The organism is Nocardia sp. NBC_01388 (assembly GCF_045040085.1).
In the GTDB taxonomy this organism is placed as follows: domain Bacteria; phylum Actinomycetota; class Actinomycetes; order Mycobacteriales; family Mycobacteriaceae; genus Nocardia.
The window spans coordinates 5,259,225-5,279,328 of sequence record NZ_CP109553.1; the positions used below are offsets into that span (position 1 = coordinate 5,259,225).

Here is a 20,104-nt window from a genome sequence, read left to right on the forward strand (position 1 = left end):
GCTGAAGTGCTCACTGCTCGTCCTTCGGTGCGGCCAAACCCAATTCGCGATCACCCAGTGCGCCGAAGTAGGCGTCCACCTGGGCGGCGGTGACGTCCGCCAGGGTGGCGGGCGACCACTGCGGATTGCGGTCCTTGTCGATGACCTGGGCGCGAATGCCCTCCACCAGGTCGTGGGTGTTGAGCGAGGCGGTCGACACCCGGTACTCCTGGTTCAGCACCTCTTCGAGGCTCGAAGCCTTGCGCGCACCGCGCAGCGACCGCAGGGTGACCTGCAGTGCCACCGGGGATTTCGACAGCACCTCCGCGGCGGCAGCCGTCGCCTCGGGCCGGCCGTCGGACTCCAGTCGCGACACGATCTCCTCCACCGTATCCGCGGCATAGCAGAAATCGATCCAATCCCGCTGTGCCACAAACTCGGACACGGGTGCGGGCTGGGCGAACTCGGCGATGGCAAGAGCCGCATCGGCGGTGCGCAGCGCCTCCAGCAGCGCCGGAATGTGCTCGGACGGCACGAAGTAGTCGGCGAATCCGGCGGCGATGGCATCACCGGCGGTCATTCGCGCGGTGGTCAGCGCGATATGGGTGCCGATCTCGCCGGGCGCGTGCGCGAGCAGGTAGGTACCGCCCACATCGGGGATGAAGCCGATACCGGTCTCCGGCATGCCGACCTTGGAGCGCTCGGTGACGATGCGGTGGCTCGCATGCCCGGACAGGCCGACGCCGCCGCCCATGACAATGCCGTCCATCACGGCCACATAGGGTTTGGGGTAGCCGCCGATGAGGGCATTGAGGATGTACTCGTCCCGCCAGAAGCGCCCGCTCGGCGAGTCCGCAGCGGTGTAGGGCGTATCCCCCTGCGCCACTGCGTTCTTCGCGTCATTGTGAATGGCGACGATATCGCCGCCCGCGCACAGCCCGCGCTCCCCCGCGCCGGTGAGCACCACGGTGCGCACCTCGTCGTCGCCGGCCCAGGCGCGCAGTGCGTCCAGAATGGCCAGCGCCATCCGATGATTCAGCGCATTGATCGCCCGCGGCCGATTCAGCGTGACGAGCCCGAGCCCGTCCCGCTTCTCGATCAGGACCTCGGCCGTATTCTCTGTATCGATTCGTTCGCTGCGCTCACTCATGCTGCTCCTACCACAGAGCGGGCGACGACGACCCGCATGATCTCGTTCGTGCCTTCCAGAATCTGATGCACCCGCAGATCGCGGACGATCTTCTCGATCCCGTATTCGGCCAGGTAACCGTAGCCACCGTGCAGTTGCAGGGCCTTGTTGGCCACATCGAATCCGGCGTCGGTGGCGAACCGCTTGGCCATGGCGCAGAGCTCGACCTTGTCCTCGGCATCGGCGTCCAGGGCGGCGGCCGCACGCCACAGCAGGGTGCGGGCGGCCTCCAGTGAGGTGCGCATATCCGCGAGTTCGAATTGCAGCGCGGTGTTGTCGAGCAGCCGGGCCCCGAAGGCCTTGCGCTGCGCCATATAGGCGACGGTCTTGTCCAGCGCCGACTGCCCGCCGCCCAGCGAGCAGGCCGCGATATTCAGTCGACCGCCATTGAGACCGTTCATGGCGATGCGGAAGCCATTGCCCTCGGCCCCGAGCAGATTCGAGGCGGGCACCCGGGCATTGTCGAGAATGACCTGCCGGGTGGGCTGTGCGTTCCAGCCCATCTTCCGCTCGTTCGCGCCGAACGAGAGTCCCGGTGTATCGGCGGGCACGATGAAGGCCGAAATCCCGCGTGCCCCGGTGTCTCCGGTGCGCGCCATGATCACGTACACATCGGAGCTGCCCGCACCGGAGATGAATTGCTTGACGCCGGTGAGCAAGTAGTCGTCGCCGTCGCGAACGGCCTTGGTGCTCAAGGCCGCCGCATCCGAGCCGACGCCCGGTTCGGTGAGTGCGTAGCTGGCGAGCAAATCCATGGAGGTCAGCCCGGGCAGCCACCGATTGCGCTGCGCCTCATCGCCGTAACTGTCGATCATCCACGACGCCATATTGTGGATCGAGATATACGCGGCGATGGTCGGGCAGCCGGTGGCGAGCTGCTCGAAGATGCGCACGGCATCCAGCCGCCGCAATTGCGAGCCGCCCACGTCCTCACGAACGTAGATGCCGCCCAGCCCGAGCTGTCCGGCCTTGCGCAGGACGTCTATCGGGAAGTGTTTGTGCTCATCCCATTCCAGCGCGTTCGGCGCGAGCAGCTCGTCGGCAAAGGAGCGGGCGGTCGCGGTGATCGCCCTTTCGTCTTCGTCGAGTACGAACATGATCAGTCCATGGTCGGAATCACGAAGGCATTGGCCGCGGAGCGGCCCGAGGACACGGTCTCCTTGCCTCCTGCCGGCCAGCGCTGGGTGACTGTCTTTGTCTTGGTGTAGAAGCGGATCGAATCCGGGCCGTGCTGATTGAGATCGCCGAAGCCGGAACGCTTCCAGCCGCCGAAGGTGTGGTACGCGATCGGCACCGGAATGGGCACATTGATGCCGACCATGCCGACCTGCACCCGCGCCGCGAAGTCACGGGCGGTATCACCGTCGCGGGTGAAAATGCTGACGCCATTGCCGTATTCGTGCTCGTTCGGCAGGCGCAGCGCCTCCTCGTAATCCTTGGCGCGCACGATGGTGAGCACCGGACCGAAGATCTCTTCCTTGTAGATGCGCATATCCGGGGTCGCGCGGTCGAACAGCGTTGCGCCGGCGAAGAATCCGTCCTCACCGCCCTCGACGACCAGTCCGCGGCCGTCGATCACCAGCTCCGCGCCCTCGTCGACACCGATCTGCACATAGTCGTTGACACGATCCACGCCGTCGCGGCCGACCAGTGGGCCGAAGTCCGCGCCCGGATCGTCGGAGAGGCCGACATTGAGCTTGGCAACCCGCTCGATCAGCTTGTCGCGCAGCCGATCCGCGGTCTCCTCGCCGACCGGTACGGCGACCGAGATGGCCATGCAGCGTTCACCGGCCGAGCCGTACCCGGCGCCGATGAGCTGGTCGGCCACATCGTCGAGGTCGGCGTCCGGCATGACGATGGCGTGGTTCTTGGCGCCGCCGAAGCACTGTGCGCGTTTGCCATTGGCGGTCGCGGTCTCGTAGATGTACTGCGCGATCGGGGTCGAGCCGACGAAGCCGACGGCCTTGATGCGCTCGTCGTGCAGCAGCGTATCGACGGCGACCTTGTCACCGTTGACGACGTTGAACACACCCGCGGGCAGCCCGGCTTCGAGGAAGAGCTCGGCCAGCCGCAGCGGTACCGACGGATCGCGCTCGGAGGGCTTGAGTACGAAGGCATTTCCGCACGCCAGCGCGGGACCGGCCTTCCACAGCGGAATCATGGCCGGGAAGTTGAAAGGCGTAATGCCCGCGACGACGCCGAGCGGTTGCCGCATGGAATACACGTCGATGCCGGTGCCGGCGCTCTCGGTGTATTCGCCCTTGAGCAGATGTGGAATGCCGACGGCGAATTCGATGACCTCGAGCCCGCGCTGGATATCGCCCTTGGCGTCCGGAATGGTCTTGCCGTGCTCGGAGGACAGCAGTGCGGCGAGCGAATCCATCTCCTCCTGCACCAGCGTCAGGAACTTCATGAGCACCCGCGCCCGCTTCTGCGGGTTGTAGGCGGCCCAGACCAGCTGGGCTTCGGCGGCATTGGCGATGACCGCCTCGACCTCGGCCTTACTGGCCAGCGGCACCCGCGCCTGCACCTGTCCGGTGCTCGGGTTGAAGACGTCGCGGAAATTGCCGGACGTTCCGGGGACATGCTGTCCGCCGATGAAGTGGGTCAGTTCGCGAACCATGCCAGTCCTGTCTCGATGTCGCCCGTCGCATCACAGGTGCTCGATGCCGACTCCGCGTGTAGACCACGCGGTACTAGGCCACCATATAGTTGGACATCCTAGTATTTCCAGAGATGTTGCTGTGGCAGATCTCACGTCATATTTGATTTGACGTCCTACTATTGGGGTATCAACGGTACGGCCGCACAGGTGGAGGAACCCATGGCCGATCTGCACGTTCCGGTGAACCCGGTGCGCTTTGTGACCTCAGCGGCGCTGTTCGACGGCCACGACGCGGCCATCAACATCATGCGGCGGATTCTCCAGGCCCAGGGGGCCGAGGTCATTCACCTCGGGCACAACCGGGCCGTGAGCGAGGTGGTGGACGCCGCGGTCAGCGAGGATGTGCAGGGTGTCGCCGTCAGCTCGTATCAGGGCGGGCATATCGAGTACTTCGAATATCTGGCGGCGGCGCTGAAGGAGGCCGGGGCCGGGCATGTGCGCATCTTCGGCGGGGGCGGCGGGGTCATCGTCGACGAGGAGATCCAGCGGCTGGCCGCGGCCGGGGTGACCATCTTCTCGCCGGAGGACGGGCAGCGGCTCGGCCTGCCGGGCATGATCAATCGGCTGATCAGCGATTGCGATGAGGATCTGGCGCGCGCACCGGCACCCTTGGATGCGGTGCTGAGCGGGGATCGGGCGGCGCTGGCCCGAACGCTCACCTGCCTGCAGCAGGATGCGCTGCCCGCGGCGGATCTGGCCGAGCTCACCGCGGCGGCGGGCGTGCGGCAGGTGCCCGTACTGGGCATCACCGGCACCGGCGGATCCGGAAAATCTTCGCTCACAGATGAACTCGTGCGCCGCCTGCGCACCGATCAGCAGGACAAGCTGCGCGTAGCGGTGCTCGCGATCGATCCGACCCGGCGGCGCGGCGGCGGTGCGCTGCTGGGCGACCGCATTCGCATGAACGCCCTGGACGGGGAGCGGGTGTTCTTCCGGTCGCTGGCCACCCGCGGCGAGCGGGAGCTGCCGCTGAATATCGATGCCATGGTGATCGCCTGCAAGGCAGCGGGATACGACCTGGTCATCCTGGAGACGCCGGGCATCGGGCAGGGCGATGCGGAGGTCGCCGAGCATGTGGACGTCTCGCTGTATGTGATGACGCCGGAATTCGGCGCGGCCTCACAGCTGGAAAAGATCGACATGCTCGATTACGCGGATGTGGTGGCCATCAACAAGTTCGAGCGGCGCGGGGCCGAGGACGCACTGCGGGATGTGTCGCGGCAACTGGTGCGCAATCGCGAGGCATTCCACGCGCTGCCGGAGGATATGCCGGTATTCGGCACCAGCGCAGCCACTTTCAATGATGATGGAGTGACAGCGCTGTATCAGCATCTGAGCGGTTTGCTCGCCGCGCAGGGGTTGCCGCTGGCGCCCGGGGTGCTGCCCCGGGTGGACACCCGGTCCTCCACCCGTTTCGCGCAGCTCATTCCGCCGGCGCGGGTGCGGTATCTGGCCGAGATCGCCGAAACGGTGCGGGAGTACCACGCCGAGACCGATCGGCAGATCGCGGCGGCGCAGCGGGTACAGCGTGTGGAGCAGGTGCTCGCCGAACTGCCGGGCGGCGGCACCGGGTCGGCGGCGGCATCTTCGGATCCCGAAGGTGCCGCCGCCAGCACACCCCGGACCGCGTATTCCGCTGTGGCCGAACTCCTGGAGCAGGCCCGCGCGGACCTGGCTCCGGGCAATGCCGCGCTGCTGGCGCAGTGGCCCGCCGTCGCCGAATCGTATCGGGGTGATGAGCAGGTGGTCCGGGTGCGCGATCGGGAGCTGCGCACCAGCCTGCGCCGGGAGACGCTGTCCGGCAGTTCGATTCCGCGGGTGGCGCTCCCCCGCTACACCGATCACGGTGAGCTGCTGCGGTTCCTGCGGTCGGAGAATCTGCCGGGCCGGTTCCCGTTCACGGCGGGGGTGTTCCCGTTCAAGCGGGACAATGAGGATCCGGCGCGCATGTTCGCGGGTGAGGGCGATGCCTTCCGTACCAATAAGCGCTTCCGGGTGCTCTCGGAACACGCTGAGGCCAAACGACTTTCCACCGCCTTCGATTCGGTGACGCTGTACGGGCACGATCCGGCCGAGCGGCCCGATATCTACGGCAAGATCGGCACCTCGGGCGTCTCCATCGCCACCCTGGACGATATGAAGGCGCTCTACGACGGATTCGATCTGGATGCGCCGAGCACCTCGGTCTCCATGACCATCAACGGTCCGGCGCCGACAATTCTGGCGTTCTACCTCAATGCCGCGATCGACCAAGCGCTGGAGCAGTTCTCGGCGGCGCGGGGCCGCGACGCCACCACCGAGGAGGCGGCCGCACTGCGTGCCGAGACCCTGGCCACCGTGCGCGGGACGGTGCAGGCCGACATCCTCAAGGAGGATCAGGGGCAGAACACCTGTATCTTCTCCACCGAATTCAGCCTGCGCATGATGGCCGATATCCAGGAGTGGTTCGTGCGCAACAGCGTTCGCAACTTCTACTCGGTCTCGATCTCCGGCTATCACATTGCCGAGGCGGGTGCGAACCCGATCAGTCAGCTGGCATTCACGCTGTCGAACGGCTTCACCTATGTGGAGTCGTATCTGGCGCGCGGTATGCACATCGATGATTTCGCGCCGAATCTGTCCTTCTTCTTCTCCAATGGCATGGACGCCGAATACTCGGTGATCGGCCGGGTGGCGCGGCGCATCTGGGCGATCGCCATGCGCGACAAGTACGGCGCCGACGATCGGTCGCAGAAGCTCAAGTACCACATTCAGACCTCCGGGCGGTCGCTGCACGCACAGGAGATGAACTTCAACGACATTCGCACCACACTGCAGGCGCTCATCGCCGTCTACGACAATTGCAACAGCCTGCACACCAATGCCTACGACGAGGCCGTCACCACTCCCACCGAGGAATCGGTGCGGCGCGCCTTGGCGATTCAGCTCATCATCAATCGCGAGTGGGGGCTGGCCATGAACGAGAATCCGCTGCAGGGCAGCTTCATCATCGATGAACTCACCGATCTGGTGGAGGAGGCGGTGCTGCGCGAATTCGACCGCATCAGCGAACGCGGCGGGGTACTCGGGGCCATGGAGACCGGGTATCAGCGCGGGCGCATCCAGGACGAATCCATGCTGTACGAACAGCGCAAGCATGATGGGAGCCTGCCGATCGTGGGGGTGAACACCTTCCGCAATCCGCATGCCGAGGAGCACCGGGTGCTCGAATTGGCGCGCGGTACCGAGGACGAGAAGCAGTCGCAATTGCAGCGGGTGCGCGACTTCACGCAGCGCCATCGCGACGCGGCCCCCGCCGCGCTGGCCCGGCTCGCGGAGGCGGCGAGCAGTGATGCGAATGTCTTCGAGGCGCTCATGGACGCGGCGCGGGTCTGCACACTGCAACAGGTCACCGACACCTTCTTCACCGTCGGCGGGCAATACCGCCGCAATGTCTGACGCGTTTGTCCAAGAACGGGTCGGACCCGGCCGATAAAGTCCGATCTGTGCAGGCAAAAGGAACTTTTCAGGTCAAGTCGTTCACGCCCACCGAGGTGGTCCCGGACCCGGCGATCAGCACCGCCCTCCCCGTCGGCATCTCGCTGATGGAGAAGCAGTTCGAGGGGGAGGTCAGGGGGCGGTCCGCCACGCTGTTCACCGCCGCCTTCGACCAGACCGCCGGCGCCGGAACATATCTGGCGATGGAGTCCTTCGAGGGCACGCTGAACGGCCGCTCCGGCGCGTTCAACTTCGTCCATTCGGCCAGCACCAGCGGCACCGACCGCAGCGCGGAATTCTTCCTCATCGTGCCGGGCAGCGGGACCGCGGAGCTGGCCGGGATCACCGGCACCGGCGGCATCAGCGTCGACGCCGACGGCACCCACCACATCGAGTTCGAGTACGAACTCGGCTGACGGCGCGGGGCACGGCCGGTCTCGACCGCCAGGCCCGAATCCGGCTCGGCGCGGCCTCATGCGTGGAACAATCCGCATCAGGCCGAGCCGGACGGAAGGGACAAGATGGACCTTGCGGGAATGACAGTCGTCGATGCCCATATCCATCAGTGGGATCCGCTCACCACACCGCGTGAGTTCAGCGGGCTGGCGAAGCTCTTCCAGCGGGTCCCGGTTCCCATCGATTGGGCCAAGCGGCTGGCGCCGCGCCGGGATCGCGAGTTCGTCGGTGACCCGGAACCGTTCGTGCACCCGTATCTGCCCGCCGACTATCGGACCGATGCCGATGAGGTGCCGGTCGAGGCGATTGTGCACATCGAGGTGGAGTGGTCCGGCAGCGGTCCGCTGGCGGCGGCCGAGGAGACACGGTGGGTGGCCAGCCTGCCGTTCGGGGTGGATACGCCCGCCCTGGGCGCGATCATCGGCGCGGGCGATCCGGCAGCGCCCGGATTCGCCGAACTGCTCGATGCGCACCAGTTGGCATCTCCGCTGTTCCGGGGCATTCGCACCCGCGTCGAATCGCATCCCGATTCGGGTGTGCGGGCGCACAACAGAGCGCCGGGCGCACTCACCTCACCGCAATTCCTGGACGGCTTCGGCGCACTCGCGGAACGCGGGCTCTCGTTCGAGGCCTGGGTGTATTCGCAGCAGCTGCCCGAGGTCACCGCACTGGCGCGGCGATATCCGGACGCGACCATCGTGCTGAACCATCTCGGCACGCCCGCAGGCATTTTCGGTCCGGTGGGCAAGAGCACCGGTCACAATCCGGGGCAGCGGCGGGAGCTGTTCGTCCAGTGGCGCGACGACCTCGCCGCGCTCGCCACCCATGCCAATGTGGTGGCCAAGGTCAGCGGGCTGATGATGCCCATTCTGGGCCATCCCGTTCCGCCGCGCGGCGAACCGACTCCGGTCCCCGTTCTGCTGGAACGCATTTCACCGCTGCTACAGCACGCGCTCGACGTCTTCGGCGCGGACCGCCTCCTCTGGGGCTCCAATTTCCCCGTGGACAAACCGATTACGAGCATCGGCAATGCGGCCGAGGCGGTCGCCACCGCGCTCACCGACCACGGCGCTGACGAGAAGGCCCTGGAACAGGTCTTCCGCGTCAACGCCCAGCGGATCTATCACGTCGACAATTTCTGACGCTCAGGAGCGATTGCGCACTCGATCGCCCGCCGCCACCGGTGTGGCGGGCTGCTTGCCGAGCGTCTCGAAACGGTAGTGGTCGAGGTCGAAATGGCCTGCGCGCCAGAAGCCTTCGGGAGTGGTCATGGGGCGCAACGGCACATCGCCGTTCTTGTCGAAGTAGTAACTGTTGGCCAGCGCGCAGCTGTCCTGCCAGAAGACCTGTGAACCACGGCGATCCAGCATTTCCTCGAAGTAGTCGTCATTGGCTTCCTGGGTGACTTCCACTCGGGTCGAATGCCGGCGGCGCGCCTGCTCCAGCAGGCGCAGGATGTGCTTGGTCTGCATTTCGATGAGAGCGAAGTACGACGAACCGTTGTAGCCGTACGGGCCGATAATGGTGAAGAAGTTGGGGAAGCCGGGCACGCTCACGCCTTCATATGCCTGCAGCCTGCGTGTATCCCACCAATCCTCCAGGCGGACGCCGTCACTGCCGTGCAGATCGAAGGTCGGCATATTGCCCGATTCCATGACTTTGAAGCCGGTGGCCATGATCAGGACATCGACCTCGTGGTGCGTATTGCCGGTGCGCACGCCCGTTGCGGTGATCTCGGTGATCGGGTCGGTATCCAGGTGCACGTTCTCCCGATTGAACGTCTTCAGATAGTCATTGGAGAAGGAGGGACGCTTACAGCCGACCGCGTACTTGGGCGTGAGCTTCTCGCGCACCACCGGATCCTTCACCTGCTGCTTCAAATGTGCCAGGCCGGAACGCTCCCCGAGCTTCGCCATCGGCAGCACCTTGTAATAGTGCGCGGCCAGCGGAAAGGTGACCTCCACAAAAGCCTGGCTGAGCCAGCGCGTCAGCAGCTGCCCGCCGGGCAGGCGCAGCAGCTGCCGCACCGCCGGGGGCAGCGCGGCATCCGGCCGCGGCAGGCACCAGATCGGAGTGCGCTGGAAGACAACAAGATCGGCCACCGCCGGCGCGATCTCCGGAATCACCTGCACCGCGGACGCACCGGTGCCGATGATGGCCACTCGCTTCCCGCGCAGATCCTGATCGTGATCCCAGCGTGCCGTATGCATGGTGATGCCGGTGAACCGTTCCACGCCAGGGATTTCCGCCGTCTTCGGCCGAGTCAGCACTCCGGTCGCGCCGATGACGAACCGGGAGGTGAGCTGATCACCGTCGGCCGTCCGCAGTCGCCACACATGCACGGTGTCGTCGAAATCCGCGCGAGTGATGGTGGTGCTGAAGCGAATACGCGGGCGCAGGCCGTACTTGCTCACACAGTGCTCGGCATAGGCCTTCAGCTCCCGGCCCGGCGCGTACACCCGCGACCAATTGTGCTGCTGCTCGAACGAAAACTGGTAGCTGAACGACGGAATGTCCACGCCGATACCGGGATAGGTGTTCCAGTGCCAGGTGCCGCCCACCCCGTCGGCGTCGTCCACGATCAGGAAATCATCGAATCCCGCCTTGCGCAGGGCGATCGCGGTGCCGATACCGGAGAATCCGGCGCCGACAATAATGATTTCGTGGTCCACCACAGTGCTGTTCAAGGCATGTCCTCCGCGTAGATGATGCAGTCCACCCGATGTTCGGCACCGTCCACGGTGCGAATGCCGAGCGGCGCCGGCCAGGTGATGAGCAGGCAGTTCGGCTGCCGCAGCGCCCGGTAGTAGTGGTTGTGCAGCCGGACTCCGGCGGCGGCCTCTTCACCGTGCGAGCCGGATCGGCCCGCACGCCGGATCGGTGAGTTCATTTCGCCACCGGATCGAAGGTCGGGGCCTCCGACCACGACGGCGGCCGGCCCAGCACGCGCATCGGGAATCGATCGATGGCCTTGCTGCTCCCGGTGCGTCCCAGTCGATATCGACCAGGGCCCACTGCCTGTTTTTGCTGACCGTGAGCATGTCGGAATACGCGAACGCCACTGTTCAGCTCCTTCGTGCTCACCGCACCAGCCGCTCCAGTAATCCGGCGGCGCGGGTGTACTGCTGGGGCAGCAGTCGTTTGGACTGCCAGATCAATTTGGCCTCGAACTGCGGGACCACATACAGCTGGCCGTGGTCCACGGCATCGAGGGTGGTGCGGGCGATCGAGGCGGGTTCGCGGCCGGTCCAGCGCAGTAGCCGGTCGCCCCATTCGTCCATCGATTCACTGCCGACCGAAACACCCTCGAGGATGTTGGTTTTCACGGCGGTGGGGCAGAGCACGGTGACGCCGACCCCGGTGCCGGACAGTTCGGCGGCCAGGGTCTCCGACAGAGCGAGAACGCCCGCCTTGCTCACGTTGTAGGCGGCCATGCGGGGTGCGACGCCGAAGGCCGCGGCGGAGGCGACATTCACGATATTGCCGTGCCCGGCCGCGCGCAGGCGCGGTGCGAAGACGTGGCAGCCGTGGATGACGCCCCACAGATTGATATCGAGGACCTGATGCCATTCGCGCAGCGGGGCATCGCCGACGACCTCGCCGCCGCGGCCGATTCCGGCATTGTTCACCACAATGTCGGCGGGCTTGCCGAACCACTGCTCGGCGGTGTTCGCGAGGGCCTCGACCTGCTCGATCCGGCTCACATCGCAGCTGGCATCAAAAGCTTTCCCACCTGCGGCGCTGACCAATTCGACGGTCTCCCGGGCCCGCTCGGCATCGATATCGGAGCAGATCACCCGCCCGCCGCGCCGGCCGAGTTCGACCGCGAAGGCGCGGCCGATGCCACTGCCCGCACCGGTCACCACGGCATCCGCCTGCTGGGTGCGGCGGGAACCGCCGAAGGGGTTGAGACGCATGAGAACTCCCGGATCGCTGCCACCCGAGCGGTCGATTGCGGGCATCTGCCACAACTGGCCGCACCTGCCACCAATTAGGCGCGCGACGGGGCCGAATGTCAACGAGTCAACGACGCCCAACCCGCCATTCCGCCACACTCCCAACCGTCCCGCCATACCTTCGTCATCCGGTTGACCCTCGTCGTCCGACATGCTTTCGGCCGGGATCCACACAAGGGCGCGACTACCGGCTGCGGTGGATCCCGGCCGAAAGCGCGCCAGGATGACGGGCTTGCCGTTGCCGAACGGTCAGGGGCTCGGGCGGTCAGTCCGTGTCGAGGACGCTGTAAAGCGAGCGGAGTTGGCGGAGGCCAATTTCGGCGGTGCGCTCGTCTTCGGCGGTCATGCGGAGCGCTTTTCGGAGGAGTACTGCGTCGAGATCTTCTGGAGCCGGTCGGAATTCGGGCTTGGGGAGCTTCGGCAGGGCCGTGTCCTCGCCGTAGAGGTCGCCGGAATCCGCTGGGGCGCTTTCGTTCTGGACACTGCCGATGAGCGCGTCCAGCTCGATGCCGCGCAGGGTGAGTAGATCTCGGGGATGCTCGTCGAGGCGTTCGGCGATGATGTAGCAGACGGCGGCCACATGCTTGCACGGCCAGCCGGGATCGGGGCAGGTGCAGGAGAAGTCGAGTTCGGAGGCAGTGTTCGGGAGCAGCAGCGGGCCGAGAGTGTGCGGCAGCGCGCCCGCGGCGATCTCGCCGAGCATGCCGGGGGTGGCTCGGACCAGGTCCACCAGTTCATCGAGGCGGTCATCGCGCAATTGGCGCAGGGCGAGCACCGAGATGAAGGGGCGGGGCTGACTGCCCTGCACCTCGGCGGCGACCGTGCCCGGCTCCATGCGGTAGCTGATCACCTGGCCGGTACGGGCATAGGAGCGCCCCCGGGTGAGGCGCCCGGCATCGGCGACCTGTTCGACGGCCTTCAGAAACGAACGGCCCCACCAGGTCTTGGCGAAGGCCGCACCGCTGCGACTGCGCGCGGATACGCCACCCTGGACCGGGCGGCGCTCGCCGAACTCACTGAAGTCGATGTACGTGTTCATTCGCCGACGGCCTCCGCGCCCAGGGCGAACAGTTCGCGCAGTTCGTCGTCACCCAGTTCGGTGATCCACTTCTCCCCCGCGCCGACGGTCAGATCGGCGAGTTGGCGTTTGCCGTTCAGCATGTCGTCCACCCGCTCCTCGATGGTGTCCACGCACACCAGCTTTCGCACCTGGACGTCGCGGCGCTGGCCGATGCGGAAGGCGCGGTCGGTGGCCTGGTTCTCCACCGCGGGATTCCACCAGCGGTCCAGGTGCACCACATGATTGGCGGCGGTGAGATTGAGTCCGGTGCCACCGGCCTTGAGCGACAGCAGCATGAGCGGCGGGCCGTTCTCGTCCTCCTGGAATCCGGTGACCATGGCATCGCGCCGCTGCTTGCTCACCCCGCCGTGCAGAAACGGCACCTCCGTGCCGAAACGCTCGGACAGGTACGGGGACACCAGATCACCGAATTCGGCGAACTGGGTGAACAGCAGCGCCCGCTCGCCATCGGCGATCACCGACTCCAGAATGTCCTCCACCAGCGCCAATTTCCCCGAACGGTGGTGGCCGCGCTTCAGCACCGCCGAACCGTCCTTCAGATAGTGCGCGGGGTGATTGCATACCTGTTTGAGCCTGGTCAGCGCCGCGAGCACCGCGCCCTTACGCTCCATACCCTCCGCGGATTCGAGCTTGGCGGACATATCATCGAGCACCGCCTGATACAGCGCGGCCTGCTCCACGGTCAGGTTGGCGCGCATGGTGATCTCGATCTTGTCCGGCAGATCGGAGATCACCGCCGGATCGGTCTTGACCCGGCGCAGCACGAAAGGCGAGGTGATGGCGCGCAGCCGGGTGACGGCATTCTCATCGCGCTCCCGCTCGATCGGCACCGCGAACCGCGCATGGAATTCCGAGGCCTTGCCCAGCAGCTTGGGATTGACGAAATCCATGATCGAGCGCAATTCTTCGAGCCGGTTCTCCACCGGAGTTCCGGTGAGCGCCAGCCGATGTCGCGCCGGCACCAGCCGCGCCGCCCGCGCCTGCCGCGTCCCCGCGTTCTTGATGTGCTGGGCCTCGTCCAGCGCCACCCGCTGCCACCGCTGCCGCTTCAGCTCCTCCACATCCCGGGCCAGCAGCGCATAGGTGGTCACCACCAGATCCGAATCCCCCACCGCCGCATCGAATTCCGCCCCCGACCGCCGCCCCGGCCCATGATGCACCAGCACCCGCAGATCCGGCGCGAACCGCTCCGTCTCCCGCTGCCAGTTACCCACCACCGACATGGGGCAGACCAATAGCGTCGGCCCGACCCCCACCCGTGCACCGGCGCGCCCCGGGTCCGAGCCGCCGGAGTCGCCCTCGGACGCCGAGTCCACGCCAGCCCCGGCTGAAGCACCCGATGCGCCTCGGCCGGCGCCGGCCGAGGCGGTCGACTCCGCAGCGGACGCAGCAGATTCAACCGTATCGAATCGTCCGGATGATGCTGTGGCAGCGAAGGTTTCGCGCTCGTGTACGAGTAGCGCGAGAACCTGGACCGTTTTGCCGAGGCCCATATCGTCGGCGAGGATGGCGCCGCAGCCGAGGCGGCTCATGGTGGCGAGCCAGGCCAGGCCACGGAGCTGGTAGGGGCGGAGCTTGGCCTTCAGGCCGATCGGCTCGGAGACGAGGGCGGTGGTGTGTTCACCGTCGAAAAGTTCTGCGGCCCAGCCGGTTGCGGTGATCTGCTCGAGGGGGACGCCGATGGCGGGGTGTGCGGCGAGTTCCGCGAACAGTGCGCCGACACTCGTCTCGGTGCCGTCGGTGCGGCCCGAGACGTAGTCGGCGGCTACGGCAAGGGTGCGGTGATCGGCCTGCACCCATTCGCCACGCAACTGCACCAGATCCGATTTCGATCGCACCAGGCGCGTCATCTCGGCGGGCGTCAGCGTCGTTTCGCCGAGCGCCAACTCCCAGCGGAAGGACACCAAACCGTCCAGCCCGACGGCGGTTTCGGTGGCAGCCGGGCTCTGCACCTTCAAGCGCAGGCTCGGTGCGGCAATGCGCCAGGCGCGCGGCAGCAGCAGTCGCACACCGGCGGACCGCAAGACGGCGGCGCCGTGTGCGACCAGATCCATGACCACTTCGGTGGGCAGGTACAGATCCATACTGCGGGCATCACCCGGCAGATCCCGCAGCCGCGGATACGCCAGCTTGGCGGCGGCCAGCTTCTCCGCCGCGAGGCGCACCATATGCGGATCACCGGGCAGCAATACCGGTTGCGGCGCTTCACCTTCGACGCGCAGGCACACCTCGAGCCGCCACAGCGCACCCGCCTCGACCGCGTCCTCGGAGTCCGGTTCCAGCAGCCGCAGCACCAGTTCCGGCTCATCGGCCGTCAGGCTCGTACGCCAATCCTCCAGCACCGCCGACACCCGATGCGAACCCGCATCCAGCGGCTCCGCGTCCAGCAGCGCGACCAGCAGCGGATGCGAACGCGACTGCGGCTCATCGGAAGTGGCGGCATCGGTCGGCAACGAGCGCGATCGAGCGCGGTCCAACTCGGTCTCCGGTGCACCGAAATCGAGCATGCCGTCGTCGGCCACGCCGGTGCCCTCGCGCGACGAGTAGCCGATCGGCACCTGCGCGACCGTGCTCAGCAGTGCGGGCAGTTTCGGCATGATGCGCAGCCGGGCGATGGGGTCGGTGAGTTCGGCCGTGAGGTTGTCGAGCAATTCCGCCGGGCGGCCCGCGACCTGCAGCGCGGCGGGCATGGCCACGGCGAGTTCGGCCAGCCACGCGCGCTGCCGCTGCCCGCCGACCAGCCGCCACCGCACCCACCATTCGCCGTCGTCACGGCGCACCTCCGGGACTATCCGTCCCGCCCGCACCCAGCGCTCCACACCCCGCACCACATGCGCGAGATAGCGCAGATCCCCCGCCACGGCCTGCGCCGGAAGCTCCTGCAGCAGTACCGACGCGGCCGCCTCCGGGGCCAGCGCGTGCACCCGGACCTGGATCTCCTCGGGCCCGTACGCCCCCGCGACCAGCACCTTCGCCTTGTGCCGGAACTTCGCCGCCCGCACGATCGACCCCAGCGGGTCCGGCAGGGCATCGGTATCGGCCGCGGCACCGGCAGGGTCGTGCCACAGCACCAATCCTGATCCCGGCGACCACAGTCCGTGCAGCATCCGCCTATCCAATCAGTCCGGTCCGACAGTCCGATCGGCCACTCCGGCCGAGTTCGATTCACCGCAGCGGTGAGCCTTCGCGACTCACCCTTCGCAACCAGGCAAATCACGACACATACCGGGTCTTTATTTCTGCCCGAATCCGGCACATACTGAGATAACCCCTGGTCACCGCATACGGCGGGCTTGGCTGTGCATTTTGGCAGCCGTGCGGGGCGCACCCTGAAAAATCCACCGCGACTCAATCCGGAGCCGTGGCAATATCGATACCGAGGGAGGCAGTGAAGATGACGATCCTGCTCCAAGTGTTAGAGCAGTCCTTCACGCCGACGACGCCGTGGGAACGACGAAGATTCACATTCGTGGACACGACGAAAATCGTGGGGATGCGCCTGGACGGGCAGTCGGGGGTGTGGCTCGATCTGTCCCGCACCGGAGAATCCCAGCGACTGGCGCGCACCATGGAACCACGCGAGGCCATCACCTTCCTGCTCACCACCTTCGCCAAGATCGCCGAATGCGAGGATCGCGGCGGCTCCTGGCTCATCGGCCATGACGGCGCGCGACCACAATCCATCGCGGCCATGCGCTTCCCACCACAGCTCACCGAGGCTTCGGCGGACGATCTCCTCGCGCACGCCTGGTCCTAGCCAATTCCCTTCGCACCCGCTCGCCCGCGATTATTCGACGGCGCGGCGGGTGCGAAGTGTCGCCGATGCGGGCCGCAGCCGGCTCGATCGGGTAGATCTAGGACGGTGCGACAGCACCGAATTCCCGCGGTACCGAATCGACTTCCCGCTCGGCGGCGAGGTCGATCGGTGTGGTGCGCGGTGCTCGCGGTGGCTGGTGCCGTACTCCTGGCGCTCGGCGCCTCCGGGTGTTCGGTACTGCCGGGCCGGGTTCCGCCCGCGCCGGGCAGTCCCAGCCGGGCGCATCTGGAGGAATTGCTGGCCATTGCGCGCATGGTGCCCAAGCGGACCCGGCCCGGCGGCTACGAGCGCGGCTGTAAATCGGGGCAGGGCTGCGTATTCGGGCCGGCCTGGAGTGACGATCACGACGGTCCGGGCGGGCACGACGGCTGCGATACCCGCAATAATGTACTGGCCCGTCAACTTTCGGCGACCGCCTTCCGGCCCGGCACCCGCAATTGCGTGGTGGTCGGCGGCACCCTCGACGATCCCTATACGGGCCAGCGCATCACCTTCGACAAGGCCGACGCCCGCGCCGTGCAGATCGACCACGTCTTCCCACTGGCCGCCGCCTGGGATCTGGGCGCCTCTAGCTGGCCCCTGGACCGCCGCATGCGCTTCGCCAACGACCTCGACTACAACCTGCTCGCCGTAGACGGAAAGGCCAACCAGGCCAAAAGCGATCAAACCCCCGGCGACTGGCTACCGCCCGCCCGCGCCAACCGCTGCTTCTACGCCGGCAAATACCTCACCGTCGCCACCCACTACGACCTACCGCTGACCGCCGCCGATCGCACCGCCCTGCAACGCATCTCCCGAACCTGCCCATAGCGCGGATCTACCCATCTGCCCGGTAGCCGCCCCTCGCTATCCAGCCTGGCCGCTGCCCCGCGTCATCCCGGCATGCTTTCGGCCGGGATCCACAGCAGCGAGCGATCAGGCCGGATCGGCACCGGTGGCGACCGGGCGCTTCGGGTCGTTGGACCACTGCGACCAGGAGCCGGGGTAGAGGGCGGCGTCGATACCAGCCACCGCGAGCGCGGCGACCTGGTGGGCGGCCGTCACACCGGAGCCGCAGTAGACGGCGACCGGGCCTTCGCCCAATCCGGTGAAGCGCGAGCGCAATTCGTCGATGGGCTTGAAAGTTCCTGTGGCGGTGAGGTTTTCCGCGGTCGGCGCACTGATCGCGCCCGGGATGTGGCCCGCGCGCGGATCGATGGGCTCGACCTCGCCGCGATAGCGCTCGCCCGCGCGGGCATCGAGGAGTACACCGTTCCAACTGGCGGCCGCGTCGGCATCGATCACCGGCATGCCGCCGGGGGTCAGGACCACGTCACCGGCTTCGGGATCGGACTCTTCGCCCGCGATCACCTTGCCGCCGGCGCGTTCCCAGGCCGGGAGCCCACCGTCGAGAATGCGCACCTGCGGCACCCCGGCCCAGCGCAGCAGCCACCACACCCGCGCCGCGGCCATACCGCCGGTCGCGTCGTAGGCGACGACCGTGTCACCGGTGCGCAGACCCCAGCTGCGCGCGCATTTCTGCAGGTGCGCGAGCTCGGGCAGCGGATGACGGCCCTTGGCGGGCGAGGGCGGATCGGCCAGCTCGGTCTCGAGATCGACGAAGACCGCACCGGGAACGTGGCCATCCAAATAGTGCTGCGGCCCATCGGGATCGCCGAGCGCCCACCGCACATCCAGTACCCGGACCCGGGAATCCCCGGTGGCGAGCAACTCCCGCAACTCCTCGGCCGAAATCAGCACCGCGCTCAAGCCAACTCCTCTTCGCAGAACCCCCACGCCGGAACAGACTCCCCCACCCTACGCAGCACCCTCCCGCACCGCAGCCGCGCTCCCATAGTCGGGTGCGCCGCCTCGGCCACCGCATCCACCGCTGCCGACCGGACCGAATCCATCCCGCGCGACAGCCCCGAATCCGCACACGGCAGTCCCGAATCCATCCCGCGCGACAGCCCCGAATCCGCACACGGCAGTCCCGAATCCATCCCGCGCGACAGCCCCGAATCCGCACACGGCAGTCCCGAATCCATCCCGCGCGACAGCCCCGAATCCGCACACGGCAGTCCCGAATCCATCCCGCGCGACAGCCCCGAATCCGCCGTGCCCGGCTGCCCGGGTGCCCGGCTGCCCGGCTGCCCGGGATCCGGCGCCCTTGCGGCTGTATGGAATTCGCCGCGCCTTACCGGCCCGAATTCACCGCGCCGGGCTCGGCGGGACTCGCCAGGTGCGGCTGTTCGGGGCGGGGGCGCAGCAGCCAGCGGACCACCAGCCCGGCCACGAGGGCCCAGAATGCGGCGCCGATGCCCAGCAGGGTGACGCCGGAGGCGGCGACCAGGAAGGTGAGCGCGGCCGCGGAGCGGTGCTCGGGCCGGGTCAGGGCGGAGGTGAGGGCTCCGGCCAGGGTGGCTATGAGGGCAAGGCCAGCAACGGTTTCCAGCACGCCCTTGGGCGCGGTCGCCACCAGCGTCACCAGAGCTCCGGAGGCCAAGGCCAGCAGTAGGTACATGCCGCCCGCGGTGGCGGCGGCAATCCAGCGGCGCTTGGGATCCGGGTGTGCGGACGGGGCGGCCGAGAGAGCCGCGCTGATGGCGGCGAGATTGATGGCATGCCCGCCCGCCGGTGCACCGAGGATGGTTCCGAGCCCGGTGACCGCCATGGCCGCGCGCCAGGGCACCCGGTATCCGAGCGAGCTCATGACCGCCGTGCCCGGAATGTTCTGCGCCGCCATGGTGACGATGTACAGCGGCACCGCCACCCCGACCAGCGCCTGCCAACTCCAGTGCGGCACAGTCCATTCGATGCGCGGCGCCATGGCGGCGACATTCAGGTGGCGGTGGGTCACCGCGATATCGATGCCCGCGCCGATCGCCGCCACCGCGAACGCCGCGAGCACCGCCCAGCGCGCCGCGAACCGCTGCAGCACCAGCCAGGTGACGATCACCGGGACCACCACGGCCGGGCTGACGGTCAGCGCGTGCATGGGCGCCAGGCACAGCGGCAGCAGCACACCGGCCAGCATGGCCTGCGCGATCTCGACCGGAATCGCCGCGATCAGCGAACCCAGTCGCTGCCAGAACCCGGTCAGCACGATCAGCAGGCCCGCCACCACGAATGCCCCGACCGCCGCCGGCCAGCCGCCCGCGACCGCCCCGGTGCTGGCCAGCAGCGCCGCACCCGGCGTGGACCAGGCCAGTGTGATCGGCATCCGGTAGTACCGGCTCAGGATCAGCATGCCCACACCCTGGGTCACGCAGACGGCGAGCAGTCCCGAAGCCGCCTGTGCCGCAGTCGCTCCCATGGCGGTCAGTCCGCCCAGCACCACCGCGAAGGAACTGGTGAAGCCGACCAGCGCGGTGACGATACCGGCCCCGATCGGCTGCCCGATCCCCACCGCGGGCGCGGTCCGGGCGGCCGGAGTGTCGGCGGTAGTAGTGCTCATCGGGTCATGGTCCCGGTCCACTGGCCCCGCGGTCACCAGCCAATCTGC

General features: G+C 67.3%; 15 protein-coding genes. 5 read left to right on the forward strand and 10 right to left on the reverse strand.

The features are described from left to right. Positions 1-10: 10 nt before the first annotated feature. Genes OG716_RS25835 through OG716_RS25845 form a run of 3 tightly spaced genes read right to left on the reverse strand, consistent with a single transcriptional unit; the run spans position 11 to position 3,791 of the window. A complete protein-coding gene (locus OG716_RS25835; protein ID WP_405133305.1) occupies positions 11-1,129 on the reverse strand; it encodes an enoyl-CoA hydratase/isomerase family protein in 1,119 nt (372 codons plus the stop codon). After that, a complete protein-coding gene (locus OG716_RS25840) occupies positions 1,126-2,265 on the reverse strand; it encodes an acyl-CoA dehydrogenase family protein (protein WP_405133306.1) in 1,140 nt (379 codons plus the stop codon). The genes OG716_RS25835 and OG716_RS25840 overlap by 4 nt, the downstream gene beginning before the upstream one ends. A 2-nt stretch (positions 2,266-2,267) precedes the next feature. Then, the gene (locus OG716_RS25845) at positions 2,268-3,791 is read right to left on the reverse strand and encodes a CoA-acylating methylmalonate-semialdehyde dehydrogenase (RefSeq protein ID WP_405133307.1); all 1,524 of its coding nucleotides are present in this window, start codon (positions 3,789-3,791) and stop codon (positions 2,268-2,270) included. Between the two features lie 201 nt (positions 3,792-3,992). Here OG716_RS25845 and icmF point away from each other — a divergent pair, with 201 nt between their 5' ends. The 3 genes from icmF to OG716_RS25860 all read left to right on the forward strand — a co-directional run bounded on the left by icmF (position 3,993) and on the right by OG716_RS25860 (position 8,908). Then, complete coding sequence (icmF, locus tag OG716_RS25850) at positions 3,993-7,271, forward strand: fused isobutyryl-CoA mutase/GTPase IcmF (protein WP_405139908.1); 3,279 nt, start codon at positions 3,993-3,995, stop codon at positions 7,269-7,271. A gap of 47 nt (positions 7,272-7,318) precedes the next feature. Continuing rightward, positions 7,319-7,726, forward strand: a complete 408-nt coding sequence (locus OG716_RS25855) for a DUF3224 domain-containing protein (protein WP_405133308.1) — start codon at positions 7,319-7,321, stop codon at positions 7,724-7,726. 120 nt (positions 7,727-7,846) lie between these two features. Then, entirely contained in the window at positions 7,847-8,908 is a 1,062-nt protein-coding gene (locus tag OG716_RS25860) for an amidohydrolase family protein (RefSeq protein WP_405133309.1), read from the forward strand. Positions 8,909-8,911: 3 nt separating this feature from the next. On the opposite strand, the gene OG716_RS25865 is transcribed toward OG716_RS25860, so the two are convergent. The 5 genes from OG716_RS25865 to OG716_RS25885 all read right to left on the reverse strand — a co-directional run bounded on the left by OG716_RS25865 (position 8,912) and on the right by OG716_RS25885 (position 15,910). Beyond that, entirely contained in the window at positions 8,912-10,441 is a 1,530-nt protein-coding gene (locus OG716_RS25865; protein ID WP_405139910.1) for a flavin-containing monooxygenase, read from the reverse strand. An 8-nt stretch (positions 10,442-10,449) separates the two neighbouring features. Then, positions 10,450-10,656: a hypothetical protein gene (locus OG716_RS25870; RefSeq protein ID WP_405133310.1), complete on the reverse strand. Its 207-nt coding sequence runs from the start codon at positions 10,654-10,656 to the stop codon at positions 10,450-10,452. A gap of 190 nt (positions 10,657-10,846) precedes the next feature. Then, positions 10,847-11,683, reverse strand: coding sequence for an SDR family NAD(P)-dependent oxidoreductase (locus OG716_RS25875; protein WP_405139912.1), 837 nt, complete (start codon positions 11,681-11,683; stop codon positions 10,847-10,849). A gap of 304 nt (positions 11,684-11,987) precedes the next feature. Then, positions 11,988-12,761 (reverse strand): SWIM zinc finger family protein, encoded by a 774-nt coding sequence (locus OG716_RS25880; RefSeq protein WP_405133311.1) that lies wholly within the window; start codon positions 12,759-12,761, stop codon positions 11,988-11,990. Further along, a complete protein-coding gene (locus OG716_RS25885) occupies positions 12,758-15,910 on the reverse strand; it encodes a DEAD/DEAH box helicase (RefSeq protein ID WP_405133312.1) in 3,153 nt (1,050 codons plus the stop codon). Before OG716_RS25885 ends, OG716_RS25880 begins: the two co-directional genes overlap by 4 nt. Before the next feature lie 287 nt (positions 15,911-16,197). On the opposite strand from OG716_RS25885, the gene OG716_RS25890 reads away from it, so the two are divergent. Further along, positions 16,198-16,560, forward strand: a complete 363-nt coding sequence (locus OG716_RS25890; protein ID WP_405133313.1) for a hypothetical protein — start codon at positions 16,198-16,200, stop codon at positions 16,558-16,560. 189 nt (positions 16,561-16,749) lie between these two features. After that, positions 16,750-17,430 carry an HNH endonuclease family protein gene (locus tag OG716_RS25895; protein ID WP_405133314.1) on the forward strand — a complete coding sequence of 227 codons (681 nt, stop codon included), beginning with the start codon at positions 16,750-16,752 and terminating at the stop codon, positions 17,428-17,430. A 105-nt stretch (positions 17,431-17,535) separates the two neighbouring features. On the opposite strand, the gene OG716_RS25900 is transcribed toward OG716_RS25895, so the two are convergent. Together OG716_RS25900 and OG716_RS25905 are read right to left on the reverse strand one after the other, a co-directional pair. Then, the gene (locus OG716_RS25900) at positions 17,536-18,369 is read right to left on the reverse strand and encodes a sulfurtransferase (protein WP_405133315.1); all 834 of its coding nucleotides are present in this window, start codon (positions 18,367-18,369) and stop codon (positions 17,536-17,538) included. Positions 18,370-18,796: 427 nt separating this feature from the next. Continuing rightward, entirely contained in the window at positions 18,797-20,056 is a 1,260-nt protein-coding gene (locus OG716_RS25905; RefSeq protein WP_405133316.1) for a benzoate/H(+) symporter BenE family transporter, read from the reverse strand. Positions 20,057-20,104: the final 48 nt, after the last annotated feature.